Origin of the sequence: uncultured Tenacibaculum sp. (genome assembly GCF_947499065.1) — a bacterium.
Taxonomy (GTDB): Bacteria; Bacteroidota; Bacteroidia; order Flavobacteriales; family Flavobacteriaceae; genus Polaribacter.
In genome coordinates this window covers 136022-150324 of the sequence record NZ_CANMMT010000002.1, presented here as the reverse complement: position 1 = coordinate 150324, position 14303 = coordinate 136022, and the positions used below count along the sequence as shown (strand labels likewise).

Annotated in this window: 13 protein-coding genes; 3 read left to right on the top strand and 10 right to left on the bottom strand. The window is 29.8% G+C overall.

Annotation, left to right across the window (positions count from 1 at the left end; genetic code table 11):
- Positions 1 to 363: 363 nt before the first annotated feature.
- The 10 genes from Q0958_RS04825 to Q0958_RS04780 all read right to left on the bottom strand — a co-directional run bounded on the left by Q0958_RS04825 (position 364) and on the right by Q0958_RS04780 (position 10185).
- Entirely contained in the window at positions 364 to 1410 is a 1047-nt protein-coding gene (locus Q0958_RS04825; protein WP_299120378.1) for an AMP-binding protein, read from the bottom strand.
- On the bottom strand, positions 1397 to 2344 hold the full coding sequence (locus Q0958_RS04820; RefSeq protein WP_299120375.1) for a CPBP family intramembrane glutamic endopeptidase: 948 nt from the start codon (positions 2342 to 2344) through the stop codon (positions 1397 to 1399). Before Q0958_RS04820 ends, Q0958_RS04825 begins: the two co-directional genes overlap by 14 nt.
- On the bottom strand, positions 2344 to 3384 hold the full coding sequence (locus Q0958_RS04815) for an o-succinylbenzoate synthase (RefSeq protein WP_299120372.1): 1041 nt from the start codon (positions 3382 to 3384) through the stop codon (positions 2344 to 2346). The genes Q0958_RS04820 and Q0958_RS04815 overlap by 1 nt, the downstream gene beginning before the upstream one ends.
- A gap of 9 nt (positions 3385 to 3393) precedes the next feature.
- Positions 3394 to 3909: an SRPBCC family protein gene (locus Q0958_RS04810; protein WP_299120370.1), complete on the bottom strand. Its 516-nt coding sequence runs from the start codon at positions 3907 to 3909 to the stop codon at positions 3394 to 3396.
- Positions 3910 to 3913: 4 nt separating this feature from the next.
- Positions 3914 to 4591: a metal-dependent hydrolase gene (locus tag Q0958_RS04805; protein WP_299120369.1), complete on the bottom strand. Its 678-nt coding sequence runs from the start codon at positions 4589 to 4591 to the stop codon at positions 3914 to 3916.
- 31 nt (positions 4592 to 4622) lie between these two features.
- A complete protein-coding gene (menA, locus tag Q0958_RS04800; protein WP_299120366.1) occupies positions 4623 to 5561 on the bottom strand; it encodes a 1,4-dihydroxy-2-naphthoate octaprenyltransferase in 939 nt (312 codons plus the stop codon).
- 57 nt (positions 5562 to 5618) lie between these two features.
- Positions 5619 to 6398, bottom strand: a complete 780-nt coding sequence (locus tag Q0958_RS04795) for a (Fe-S)-binding protein (RefSeq protein ID WP_299120364.1) — start codon at positions 6396 to 6398, stop codon at positions 5619 to 5621.
- Between the two features lie 89 nt (positions 6399 to 6487).
- Positions 6488 to 7804, bottom strand: a complete 1317-nt coding sequence (locus tag Q0958_RS04790; RefSeq protein ID WP_150899027.1) for a (Fe-S)-binding protein — start codon at positions 7802 to 7804, stop codon at positions 6488 to 6490.
- An 89-nt stretch (positions 7805 to 7893) separates the two neighbouring features.
- Positions 7894 to 8859: an MlaD family protein gene (locus tag Q0958_RS04785; protein WP_272148831.1), complete on the bottom strand. Its 966-nt coding sequence runs from the start codon at positions 8857 to 8859 to the stop codon at positions 7894 to 7896.
- Positions 8860 to 8928: 69 nt separating this feature from the next.
- Positions 8929 to 10185 carry an N-acetylmuramoyl-L-alanine amidase gene (locus tag Q0958_RS04780; protein WP_299120360.1) on the bottom strand — a complete coding sequence of 419 codons (1257 nt, stop codon included), beginning with the start codon at positions 10183 to 10185 and terminating at the stop codon, positions 8929 to 8931.
- 93 nt (positions 10186 to 10278) lie between these two features.
- Between Q0958_RS04780 and Q0958_RS04775 the strand changes: the two genes are divergently transcribed.
- The 3 genes from Q0958_RS04775 (at position 10279) to Q0958_RS04765 (ending at position 14259) form a co-directional block, all read left to right on the top strand.
- Complete coding sequence (locus Q0958_RS04775; RefSeq protein ID WP_299120357.1) at positions 10279 to 12969, top strand: putative LPS assembly protein LptD; 2691 nt, start codon at positions 10279 to 10281, stop codon at positions 12967 to 12969.
- Positions 12970 to 12997: 28 nt separating this feature from the next.
- Entirely contained in the window at positions 12998 to 13378 is a 381-nt protein-coding gene (locus Q0958_RS04770) for a RidA family protein (RefSeq protein ID WP_299120354.1), read from the top strand.
- A 200-nt stretch (positions 13379 to 13578) separates the two neighbouring features.
- A complete protein-coding gene (locus Q0958_RS04765; protein WP_299120351.1) occupies positions 13579 to 14259 on the top strand; it encodes a YceI family protein in 681 nt (226 codons plus the stop codon).
- Positions 14260 to 14303 lie beyond the last annotated feature (44 nt).

Genomic DNA, 14303 nt, shown 5'->3' with positions numbered 1-14303 from the left:
CTATAATAATTAATTACTGTGTAAATTATCGAAGTAGAAACTTACCCCCGGCTGAAATTTTGATAATTTATTTTATTCCGCCAAGGGATGTGTGGCTCCTTCGGGAGCTTTTTTTATTCCTTAATAAATACTTGTTTTTTATAATAATTTAACTTCGTTTATAGGAAAACGCATTTCATCGTTACTAAAGCTTTTCTCATCTAATTTTTGAAATTACACCTATTAATCTAAACTATCTTTGAAGTATAATTTGAAAGTTTTTTCTTTTTTATTATAAACAATTTGATTGATTAGTTAGTTTTAAGAAAAGGAGTGTCTGTATGTGATAACTTCTTTTCTTTTTTTGTTTCACTCTAATTTTAACTAACTTCTATAAGTTAAATCTAGTGTTTTCTTTCGTCGAATTTTTTTAGTTTCTGTTTCTATAAACTTATCTAAAAAGTAAACCTCTTTAGGTACTTCATATTTAGATAAATCTTGTAAACTATTAAGAAGTATACTTTTCTTTTTTCCTTCAACAATTAATATTAGTTTTTCTCCTAAAATAGTATCTGGAACTCCAATTACAAAAAAACGTTCTGAAATTATTTTTGATAGCTTCTCCTCTATCTTCTCTGGATGCAATTTTACACCTCCCGAATTAATTACATTATCAAAACGCCCCAACCAGTCAAACTCTTTGCTTGAAATCAATGAAACTACATCATTTGTTATAAGTTTCTCTTCTGTTACTTTAGGAGCTTCTATCACCAAACAATTACGTGAATCTTTTGAAAAGTTTACATTTGGAAGTGCTTCATATGTATTACAATCAGATAACACAACATGATTAAGTTTTTTGATGGCTACATGAGTAATAGTCTCAGTCATACCATAAGTGGCATATATTTTTGTTTCTTTCTCTTGAATTTCCTCTATTAAATCATTCGATACTACTCCTCCTCCAACAATTAATTTATCTATTTTATATAATTCATTTAATGAGTTCCTTAATTGCATTGGAACCATTGCTGAAAAATCATATTTCTTTTTTAAGCCTTCTAAAGGATTTGAAACTGGAGCTACTATATCTATTTCCCATCCAAGTGTTAAAGCTCTAACCAACATCATTTTTCCCGCTATATAATCGGTTGATAAGCATAATAAAGCTGTGGTTCTTTCTCTTAAATTAAAAAATGTGCCCGTAGCTATTGCTGAGTTTTTCATAAACTCTTTTTTTAGCTTTATAGGCTTAGGAGTTCCGGTTGATCCAGATGTATTAACTACTACAAAATTGTTCGTATTAAACCAATCGTTTAAAAAACTAAATATTGATTGTGAAATATCTTTTGAAAAGTCTAACAACTCATCCTTATCTGAAAAGGATTTACTATTTAATTTAAATCTTTTATGGAAGCTAGTATTCTTCAATAGTTAATGGTTTTTCTATTGTTCCAAATAATTTTTCTTTCCAATTTTTCCAACCATATTTTTTTGAAAATAACAATAGCATTAACGGATATAAAACAAAAACAGGTAAAAACATTTCTATCCCTACTGATGGTTCTGAAGTATCAATAAATAAAGCATCTGTTTGAAAAACAGTCCAATCTGTTGTTACCAAGAAAGCTGCTACTATATTATTTATTGCATGTAATCCTAATGCTAGCTCTGTTCCTTCGTCCATTAAAGTTGTGATTCCAAAAAAGAATCCTGTACCTATATAAAATACCATTGAAATGTATCCCAGTTTTTCAACTTCTGGATTCGCTCCATGTAGCAATCCGAATGCAACTGATGTAATTATTAATGGAAGCCATCTATTTTTAAACCAAGTACCCAAACCTTGCATAAAATACCCTCTAAATAACAATTCTTCGAAACTTGTTTGTAGTGGTAAAAACAAAAAAGAAACTAAAACTAATGTAAAAAATGGGATTGGTTTAAAATTCCATGTATAGTTGTCTGGTTCTAATACTATTCCAGCTCCTATGACTACTATGGCAACAATTCCCCAAGTAAAAAAACCAAACCAAAATCGTTTCCAATCTATTTTTTCTCTACTTGTTACAAGGGTTTTTATTGCTCTTTTATGGATGTATTTAATTGAAAATAATAATGCAGCCAATCCAATTGCAAACATTAAAATCATCATAAATAAAAACAAGCTTTTATTTATTCCTAAAGTCATGAAATTATCGTTAGCAGCCATTAAAAATTCATCCATGTTTTCTGCATGTAAAACAGCTGTAATTGCTAGTGGTATAACACCTATAAACTGCCAACAAATCAATACTAAAAACAGTACTCCTAAATAATAAAACCAATCGTTTTTTCCTTTATATGCTTGTTGTATAAAATTCATTATTCTAAATTAAATTGCCAATCTTTTTTATTATTGTATCCTAAACTACCTTTAGAAACTTCTAATGGGCTTTCTATATTATTTGTAAATAAACTCCCAGTTCCTAATCCTTGAGGTAATGCGTTATTTAATGTATATGTCCATTGAGCAATGGCATTTAAACCAATATTACTTTCCAAAGCTGAAGTTATCCAATTTCCCGCTTTATATTTATTTGCTATAGAAATCCATTCTTCACTTCCTTTAAAACCTCCAACTAAACTTGGTTTTAAAATAATATACTGAGGCTTGATTGTTTCAATACATTTTTCTTTGTCCTCTTTTGAAAAAACTCCAATTAACTCTTCATCCAACGCTATGGCTAAAGGTGTTTTTTCGCACAGTTTTGCCATCTCTTGCCATTGCCCCTGCTTTATAGGTTGCTCTATAGAATGCATTTCTAATTCAGACAATCGTTCTAATTTTCCTAAAGCATTCTCTGGAGTAAAAGCACCATTAGCATCTACACGTAATTCTATTTCTTTTGGTGAAAACTCTTTTCTTATTGATTTTAATAATTCAATTTCAGTATCAAAATCTATAGCACCAATTTTCATTTTAATCGTTGTAAAGCCTTGTTGCAATTTATCTTTTATTTGCTGTTGCATAAAAGATTTATCACCCATCCATATTAATCCATTAATAGAAATATTGTCTATTCCTTGACTAAATTTTGATGGATACAATTCAAATGAATTATCTCCTTTTAAGGACAAAAACGCTTGCTCTAGTCCAAATTGAATTGATGGAAATTTTATCGTTTCAACTAATAACTTTTCTAATCCTAAATGAATATTTTGACAAACCCATTGAAGCTTTTCTTCATAATCATCTCTATCATCTGCGCTCAAGCCTCTAAACAAACCACATTCACCATAGCCTTTTTTACCTTTTTCAGATAACATTAAAAACCATGTTTCTTTGGTTCTTAAAACTCCTCGTGAGGTTCCACTAGCCTGCTTAAAATTAAGAATATACTTCTTGTAAGTTGCTGTTATCAATATTCGTGTTTATTGAGCTTCAGATGCTTTTTTAAATGCGTCTAAATATGTTTGACTTATCCTTTTTAATTCTCCTTTGAAATAAGGAAATAAACATCTCATTATGTAAGAGTCACTAGTACAAATTGACTCTTGTACTATTTTTGTAGTATTACCATTTGATGTGAATACATAATCGTCTGTTTTTAACATATTTTCAGCATCAAAATGAAAGCTAATTCGTTTATTCATCTCATAAGCTAGCACTTTCTCTGTCATAGTTATCAACCTTCCTTGATTGTCTATTTCTATTTTATAAGTACTTCCAACCTTTCCTGGTTTTTCTTCTAAAACTTGAATTGACTTTAGTTCTGGCATCCATTCTTTCATCAATTCAATATTCTCAAAATCAGCAAAAACTTCATTTACTGGTTTATTTATTTCTACTTCGGTAGTATATTTTACTTCAGAAATGACTAACCCTGTTGAGAAAAATATAACTATTAATGCCGATATTATTCCTAAAACTATTTTTACGCCTTTCATTGGATTATATGCTTATTGTTTTTCCTATTTCAATAATAGTTAACTCTTTACTTGCTTTTGTAAATGCTTCTTTTGCTTCTTCTACATTAATTTCTATTGGTGGAAATGTATTAAAATGACAACCAATAACTTTATCACATTCTACAAAATCACTAGCTATAATTGCATCATCTACTCCCATAGTAAAGTTATCTCCTATTGGTAAAATTGAGGCAGATAACTTTGTTGTCATCGGTATTAACTTCATATCCATGGTAACTGCAGTATCTCCTGCTATGTATAATGATTTATCTCCTGCTGAAATTACAAAACCTCCTGGTTGTCCTCCATAAGTTCCATCAGGAAATGAAGATGTATGTATAGCATTTACATATTTTGCTGAAAAAGCTTCTGTTTTAAAAGTTCCTCCATGATTTACTGGATGTCCTTTTAAATTTTTAGCTCCATAATGCATAACAATTTCATAATTTGAAATTATTGTTGCTCCTGTTCGCTCTGCAATTAGTTCTACATCTAATATATGATCTTGATGTGCATGAGTTAACAAGATATAATCTGCTTTTATATCTTCTACTTTAATTTCTGATGCTAAAGGGTTTCCTGTTATAAATGGGTCTACTAATACATGTGTTCCGTTTATTTCGATACCAAAACATGCATGTCCGTAAAATGTAATATTCATAATAATATTCTGAAGTTAGTTTATAGGCAAGTTACAAAACTTGTCCTAGTCCAAAAAGTATTGAAAATAAAAAAGTACTTAATGCTACTTTTTTTAATTCTCCATCAAGTAATGCTTCCTCTTTATTTTTAGATACAAAAACTATGTGTTTTAAAATGGGTATGTAAGCAATTATAAATAAGAATTGATATGGCGATTCATACTTAAGAAACACATATGATAATGCGCATAAAAATGATACTCCTATTAACAAATAGTGATAGTTTTTTGCAGCTTTAGCTCCCATTTTTACCACTAATGTATTCTTTCCTGATTTAGCATCATTTACTCTATCTCGCATATTATTTAAGTTCAATACTGCTGTACTTAATAATCCTATTGTAATTGCTGGTAGAAAGATTGTTAAGTTTAATTCTTTAGTATATAAAAAGTAAGTTCCTACCACTGCTAATAAACCAAAAAATACAAACACGAATACATCACCAAACCCACTATAACCATAAGCTGATTTTCCTACGGTATATTTAATTGCTGCTATAATTGAGGCAATACCTAATCCGAAGAAAATTACTGAATATAAAAAGTTATCCTTTCCAAATGCTACATAAATTAATAGCAAAGCAATTACTAAGGTAATAGCTCCAGTAATAATCATTGCTATTTTCATTTGCTTTGGTGTAATAGCCCCAGAAGAAACCATACGTGCTTCTCCTTCTCTATTATCATCAGTTCCTTTTACTCCATCTCCATAATCATTAGCAAAATTTGATAGTACTTGAAAACCTATGGTTGTTAGAATTGCTAGCCAGAAAATATCACTATTTAAAACTGTTGGCTCACCAAAGCATCCAGCAAAAACATTTGGTGATTTTAAATAATCATTCAATCCTAAACATGCACCAACAATAATACCTGATACTGATAACGGTAAAGTTCTTAAACGTGCTGCTTTTATATAATTTTTAATCATTCTTTAAAAATAAGATTCCCGCTTACGCGGGAATAAACATTATATTATATCTTGCTTTTATAAATTATTAGCCTCAGCTATTAATTCTGCAATATCTTTAACAACAATCTGGTCTTCTTTTAATTTGAATTTCACACCATCTGTCATCATTGTATTACAATAAGGACATCCTGTTGCTATAATTTGTGGATTTGTTTCTAAAGCATCTTCAGTTCGAAGTACATTGATATCCATATCTCCTTTTTCTGGCTCCTTGAACATTTGCGCTCCTCCAGCTCCACAACATAAAGCTGTAGATTTATGTCGCTTCATTTCAGTCATTTTTACTCCTAATCGACGAATTAAATCTCTTGGAGTTTCATAAACATCGTTTGCACGTCCTAAATAACAAGGATCGTGGTATGTTAATCGTTTTCCTTTTAAATTTTCTCCTTCAATAGATAAGCGTCCTTCTTTAATTAATTTACTTATATATTGTGTATGGTGGAAAACTTCATATTTACCTCCCAATCCTGGGTATTCATTTTTTAATGTATTGAATGAATGAGGGTCGCAAGTAACTATTGTTTTTACCTCATAAGCATTTAATACTTCTATATTAGTTACAGCCTGCATTTGAAATAAAAATTCATTTCCTGCTCTTTTTGCTGCATCTCCTGTTGAACTTTCTTCAGTTCCTAACACAGCAAAATCTACTCCTGCCATGTTTAATATTTTAACAAACGCTTTTGTTATTTTCTTTGCTCTATCGTCATAACTTCCTGCTGCTCCTACCCAAAACAACACTTCTGGTTGTTTTCCTTGAGCCATCATATCTGCCATTGTTGGTACGTTCATATCTCTAAGTTTGAGTTTTAAGTCTTTATTCTAGAGTTTAGATTTTTTAAATAACTCTTAATTAAAAACTTTTAATTAAAAATTATTTTCTATTCGTCTTTCCAATTTAATCTATCCATCTGACTATACTGCCATGGAGCTCCGTTATTTTCAATATTGGTCATCATCATATTCAACTCTTGTGGAGCTGCAGATTCTTCCATTACCAAATAACGACGCATTTCCATAATAATAGATAAAGGGTCTATACCAATAGGACATTCCTGTACACAAGCGTTACAACTAGTACACGCCCATAATTCTTCTGGTGATATATAATCGTTTAATAATTGTTTTCCATCGTCTTTAAACTCACCACCGTTAGCATCAATATTTTTACCTACTTCTTCTAAACGGTCACGTGTTTTCATCATAATAGCACGTGGCGATAATTCTTTTCCTGTAAGATTTGCTGGACAAGAAGATGTACAACGTCCGCATTCTGTACAAGTATATGCATTCATAAGCTGCACCCAGTTTAAATCGGTTACATCAGATGCTCCAAACTTTGCTGGCACTTCATCTTCTGCTCCTTCTTCTGGCATTGCATATGGATCTGCATCCGGATCCATCATCATTTTTACCTCATTAGTCACAGCTTCCAAGTTATCTAGCTGCCCTTTTGGCTCAAGCTTTGCATAAAAAGTATTAGGGAAAGCTAATAAAATGTGTAAATGCTTAGAATAATATAAATAGTTTAAGAAAATTAAAATTCCTACAATGTGTAACCACCAAGCTGTCTTTTCAATTGTATGTAATGCTTCTGGTGAATTTCCATCAAACCAAGGAGCTATAAATTGTGAAATAACATTTCCTGCTCCTGCTTCTTGAAAAGGAACATCGGTAGCATTCATCACTAAGAATAAAGACATTAACACCATTTCAAAATATAAAATAATGTTTCCATCATTCTTAGGCCATCCTGTCATTTCTTTATTCCAAAAACGCTTAACACGTTGAATATTTCTTCGTAACCAGAAAATAACTACAGCAACAAATACTAATGCAGCTAGCACTTCAAAGTTTCCTATTAAAAATCCATAAATAGCGTTACCTAGTATTGGTTGGAATACTCGATGTGTTCCAAACAATCCATCGATTACGATTTCCAACATTTCGATATTAATCAAAATAAAACCTACATATACTACTATATGTAATATTCCTGAAAGTGGACGACGAACCATTTTGTATTGACCTAAAGCTATTTTAGCCATATTTTTCCAGCGCTCTGGCTTTCTATCGTTTCTGTCAATATCTTTTCCTAGCTTAATATTTCGGATAAGCTTTCTAACATTCATTACAAAATATCCTATACCTGCAATTAGAATAATTGCAAAAATGATGTTTGGTAGGTATTTCTCCATTGTGTTTAAATAAAATTATTAATTTTTGTTAATCGTTGTCTTCTTTCTTTATAGGATTTTTATGAATTAATATTATAGTTGTTTATTGTTTAGTTGTTGCTTGTGTTGTTTTTATTGTTTTCTTCATTGTAAGGCTTAGGTTTCTTACCAAACAATGAAAAATGTACAAATCGCTTTGGATTTAATTTCATCTCTCTTAATAACTCTGCCATTTCTTTAGATGCATTTGTTAAGTTAGTATACATCTTATCATCCGTCATCAATTTACCTAGAGTTCCTTTTCCTTCTTTCATATTAGCCAACAATCCATTTACGTTAGTTAATGTTGTTTCTAATTTTTTAACAGTTGCTCCAAAATCAGCTTTTGCTAAATCATCAGATACTTTAGAAAAGTTCTTTGTAATTTTTTTAGCATTAATCATAGTTGAATCTAAATTCACCTTATTATCTGCTAATAAACTATTTACTGAAGAAAGTGTTTTTCTTACATCAGAAATAGTTCCTTCTAATCCAAGTATACTTCTATTTAAACTTTTACGTGATTTTTGATTTAAAACTTGGTTGAAACCTATTAATAATGAATCTGCTCCAACTAATACATTTTCTAACTTTGCTTGAATTGGATTTAACTTCTCTCCTACCGAAGAAAAAATATCAGATTCTACTTCACCTTTTAGATAATCGCCAGAAACAGCAGTTTCTCCATCATACTTTGGTACAATAGCTAAATTTTGCCCTCCCATTAAGCTTGCAGAGTAAATTTTTGCTACACTATTTTTAGAAAACTTAAAATCGTTTTCTAATGATATTTTTACTATTAAGCTTCCTCTTTTATCAGACTTCGAATTAAAAGAAATATCATCAACCTTTCCTACTTTTAAGCCATTAATAGTTACTAAACTAGCAGTATTAAGTCCATTGATGTTTTTATATTCCACAAAAAAGTGCCTACTATTTGCACTGAATAAATCTTGCCCCTTTAAAAAATTATATCCCCATATAAATAAAGCTATAATTATTACCGTTACAATTCCTGTTTTTAATTCCTTTGACATAAACATAGTAAAATTATACCAGCGAAAATACTAAATATTTTGAGAGTAATAAGATAGATTACCTCTAAATTACTGGTTTTTCAAGGCCTCTTTAATAGATATCTTTTTTCCATTTTTAAAAGCAACTATCCAAGCATCTTTATAACCAACCGATCTTGCTGTAGCCAAATGTTTTTTTATACCCGCCAAACTTCCTGAACTTCCATAAAAATATTTATAATAATCATCTATTATTAAATACTTTACGTTTTTCAGATTTTTAAAGTTCTTTTCAGAAATAAATTTTCTTGAAGCTGCAATTTGCACTCTAAATTCTACTTTTGAACTCGGTTTTTTAGCTATTATTTTTGTTGAAAGCTTTTTTACTGGTTTCTTTTCAGGAGCTTTAGTTACGACCTTTTTTGTAACAACCTTAGTATCTTTTTTAACAGACTTTGGTTTTTGAACAACTTTTTTAGGTGTTACCTTTGGGGTTTCTTTCTTTTTTGGTGTTTCAGCAATAGTATTTACTGAACTTGAGTTATCTCTAACTCTATTCAATTTTAATACATTAATATATTTTTTAATAGCTTCAGCAATTGCTTTAGCCATTTTTATTTGCCCTGATCTTGTATTTAAAAATCTTCCTTCTTTTACATTTGTTAAAAAACCTAACTCAACTAAAACACTTGGCATAACGGTTTCTCTGAGCACTAAGAAGTTAGCTTGTTTTACCCTTCTGTTATTTCTTCTCAAGGAAACAAAATTATCTTGAATCATCCCTGCAATGTTCAAACTATTATCTAAGTTTCCTTCTTGAAGTACGGATAATCCTATTACTGACTCAGGAGAATTAGGGTCGTAATTATAGTTCTGTTTATAATTATCCTCTAATAAAATTACGGCATTCTCTCTTTTAGAAATCTCTAAATTTTCTTTATTACCATTTAAACCCAACACAAAAGTACTTGCACCATGAGGATGTTCTTTTGTAAAAGCATCACAATGTATTGATACAAATAAATCTGCTTTTTTGGTATTCGCTATTTTAGCTCTGTTGTGTAACTCTACAAAAACATCTGTTTTTCTTGTATAAACAACATTAACATCTTTAGCTGTTAATAACTCTTTCCCTACATCTAAAGCAACGCGCAACGCTATTTTTTTTTCTCTATATCCATTTCCGATATTACCCGAGTCTTTTCCTCCATGTCCAGCATCCAAAACAACGGTATACTTTTTCTGAGCATAAACCTCTGTATTAAAGCTTATGGAAATAAAGAAAAGGATTAAAAATAAAAGAGTTTTTTTTCTAAGATTATATTTAGGTAATTTTAAGAATTGCATCAATAAAATTTAACTATTTTTGGTTTCTAAAATATAGGCATTCAAATAACACGCCAAAGTTTTAAATATAACACAAAAATAGTATTTATAATATTGCGAGCAAATCTAACTTACATACTTTTAGCTTTCTATCTTTTTTGTTTTCAAATAGGTAATGCACAAGAGTTTGGAGATAAGGGTATTCCAAATCAAAAAGCTAAAAAAAAGCCTGTTTTAAATACCTCAAAAGATACTTTGATTAATTTAAAAAACAGAAAAGCTTTAAACATAAAAAAAGACACTATTGCTAATGATTCTATTAAACCTAAAGAAGTTATTGATGGAATCATAACACATGATGCTGAGGATTATACTATTCAAAATGCTAAAAACAAAACTGTTACTTTATTTAACAAAGCTAGAGTTACCTATACCAATATAGACTTACAAGCTGGTATTATAATTTTAGATTATAAGAACAACACTGTATATGCTAAGGGAATTAAAGATAGTTTAGGTTATCATCAAAGACCAATTTTTAAACAAGGAGGACAAGAGTCTGAACAAGATTCTATTCTTTTTAACTTTAAAACTAAAAAAGCATTGGTATATGGTGTAAAAACTGAACAAAGTGGAATTATAACCTATGCTCAAAAAACAAAGCGTGTTAATGACTCTACTATATATATGCGTAGATTACGTTTTACGACCTCTAAAAAGAAACGTCCTGATTATTATATTCAAACGAATAAAGCTAAATTAGTACCAGGAAAAAAAATAATTGTTGGAGGAAGTAACTTAGTATTAGCTGATGTACCAACTCCTGTTTATTTACCATTTGCTTACTTTCCTTTAACAGATAAAAGAACTTCTGGTTTTATAATTCCATCTTGGGGAGATAGTAATAGCCAAGGTTTCTTTTTACAAAATGGTGGTTACTATTTTGCTATAAATGATTATTTTGATTTAACTCTTCTAGGTGACATATATACAAATGGAAGTTGGGGATTAAGAGCTGATTCAAATTATTATGTCCGCTATAAATTTAGTGGTAATTTTAGTGTCCGTTTTGAAAACATTATACAAGGAATTAAAGGTTTAAGCGATTTTAGTAAATCTACAAACTTTAATATTCGTTGGAGTCATTCACAAGATTCAAAATCTAATCCAAACTCACGCTTTTCAGCCTCTGTTAATCTTGGTAGTAGTACATATTATAGGCAATCTTTAAATGAATTTAACAGCTCTCAATTTTTAACAAACACTTTAAATTCATCTATTTCATATTATAAAAAATTTGTAGGTACTCCTTTTAATATGAATGTAACTGCCACACATTCTCAAAACACCAATAATCAATCAATTACAATGACTCTACCTTCATTGCAATTAAATATGGATCGTATATATCCTTTTGCAGGTAAAGGAGGCATTAAGAGGAACCCTATTCAAAAAATGGGATTGAATTATAGCTTACAAGGAGAATATAGGATTAACACTACAGATGATGAGTTTTTTACTCCAAAAATGTTTAGAACAGCTCAAAAAGGTATCCAACATAACATAAGTACAAATACTAATATAAAAGCATTTAAATATTTTACACTATCTCCAAATGTTACCTATAAAGATGTTTGGTATTTTGATAAAATTAATAAAAGATACGACCCTACAGCCATTAATTCTAATGGTAACGTAGGTGCTGTTGTTAACGATACTATTAGTGGATTTAATCGTTTTCATGAATATAATTTTGGAATGTCTTTATCTACAAACATATACGGTACTTTTAAATTTAAAAAAGGACGATTAAAAGCTATTAGACATACAATTAGACCAACAATTTCTTATGGATACAGACCTAATTTTGCTCAAAATTACAACCTCCAAGTACAACAAAGCTCTGATCCAAATGATTTATTAACTTATTCTCCTTTTGAAAATGGAATTTATGGAACCCCAGGGAATGGTATCACAAATTCTATTGGAATTTCTGTTAATAATGTTCTTGAAGCTAAGGTTGCTCCTAAAGACCCGGATAGTGACGAAGAGGATAAGAAAATAACCATTCTTAATAATTTAAATTTTAGTACCAGCTATAATATTGCTGCAGATAGTTTAAGATGGAGTCCTCTTAATGTAAATGCAGGTACTCGACTCTTTAAAGATAAATTAGCTTTAAATGCAAACGCTACATTCGACCCTTATCAAGTAAATAGTAAAGGACAAAGAATAAACCAATTTAATGACGGAATTTTAAGACTTACTAATTTAGGAGTCACAGCTAATTACACTATATCTAGTAAAGACTTTCAAAAACAAGAAAAACAAAATAACAAAAATGGAAATGGAGCCCAAGACACGCCTGATGTGTTTGGTCAAAATATAAATCCTACTAATACATTTGCTAACAATCCTCAGAATAAGCAAAATAAAAGTGATACAAAAAACACCGAATTATATAGACTAAAAATTCCTTGGACTCTAAATTTAGCATATGCTATGAATTACAACAATAATGGATTAACAAGTAACATTGGTAGTAATTCGTTGATGTTTAGCGGTGATGTAGAACTATCTCCTAAATGGAATGTTGGTTTTTCATCTGGTTATGATATTAAAAACAATGCTTTCACATATACTAGACTTAGCTTTTCAAGAGACCTAGATAGTTGGCGTTTTAATTTTAACTGGACACCATTTGGACCTAATACTTCATATTACTTTTTTATAGGAGTAAAATCTTCTGCTTTAAGCGATTTAAAATGGGATAAAAACAGACCTCCTGATAGAGTTTTATTCTAATCTTAGTTAATTTATAATATCAAACACAATGAAAAAAATAATTACAACAACAAAAGCACCTGCTCCTATTGGACCATATAACCAAGCTGTATTAAGTGGTAATACACTTTATACATCTGGTCAAATCGCAATTAATCCTGAAACTGGTGAGCTAGTTCAAGACTCTATTGAAGCTGAAACTAAACAAGTAATGGAAAACATGAAAGAAGTTTTAGCTGCTGCTGAAATGACTTTTGAAAATGTAGTAAAAACTTCTATTTTCATTTCAGACATGCATAACTTTTCTAAAATTAATGCGGTATACGCAGAATATTTCGATGAAAATACTGCTCCTGCTAGAGAAACTGTTGAAGTAGCAAACTTACCTAAGTTTGTTAATGTTGAAATAAGCATGATAGCTATTAAATAACTTTATTAGAATAACTATCAATTCATTATCATATTCACAAGCGTTGAGAATTATTTTCTTAACGCTTTTTTTAGTCTTTTTGATAAAAACCTCAACCTTACCCTTTATTGTTGTTTACCATATTACTTCTGTTGTTTATAGATTTATTTTGATGGTTTGATTTTTATAACGCAAACTTGTAATCTATTAAAACAGAAATAATGAAATACTTCTATTCGATTCTTTTGATTGCATTCATAATGTTATCATGTAAAAACAACAAAGAAAATCAAGCCGAAAACAAAGCAACCCAAAAAGAAGTTACTCAAACAACAGAAACTCCCCTTTCTGGCAATAAATCAATTAACATTGATAAAAGTACTATTATTTGGAAAGGCCATAAAATATTAGGTAGCCATACTGGTGAAATTAAATTAAAAAATGCTGGATTAACTTTTAACAATGGCACTTTAACTAAAGGAAGTTTTATTGTAGATATGAATACGATTAAAGCTGTTGAACTTATGAAAGATGGAGATGATAATGAAGAGGAAGAAGAAAATAATGAAGGAGAAGAGCACGATGATAGAGATGATTTAGCTAACCACTTAAAAAATGAAGATTTTTTTGATGTTAACAAATACCCAGAAGCAACTTTTACAATTAAAGAAGCTACTAATAATGGTAACTCTTATAAAATAAAAGGAGATATGACTATTAAAGGAATTACGAAAGAAATCTCTTTTGATGCTACCATTACTGCACAAACACTAAAAGCTCATATTAAAATTAACAGAACCGACTTTGGAATAAAATATGGCTCTGGTTCTTTTTTCAAAAACTTAGGAGACAACATAATTAAAGACCAATTTGATTTAATTATTTCTTTAGTTATTGAGTAATGCTTTTTCTTTAATTTTTGATAATTTTTAAAGATGTTGTTATT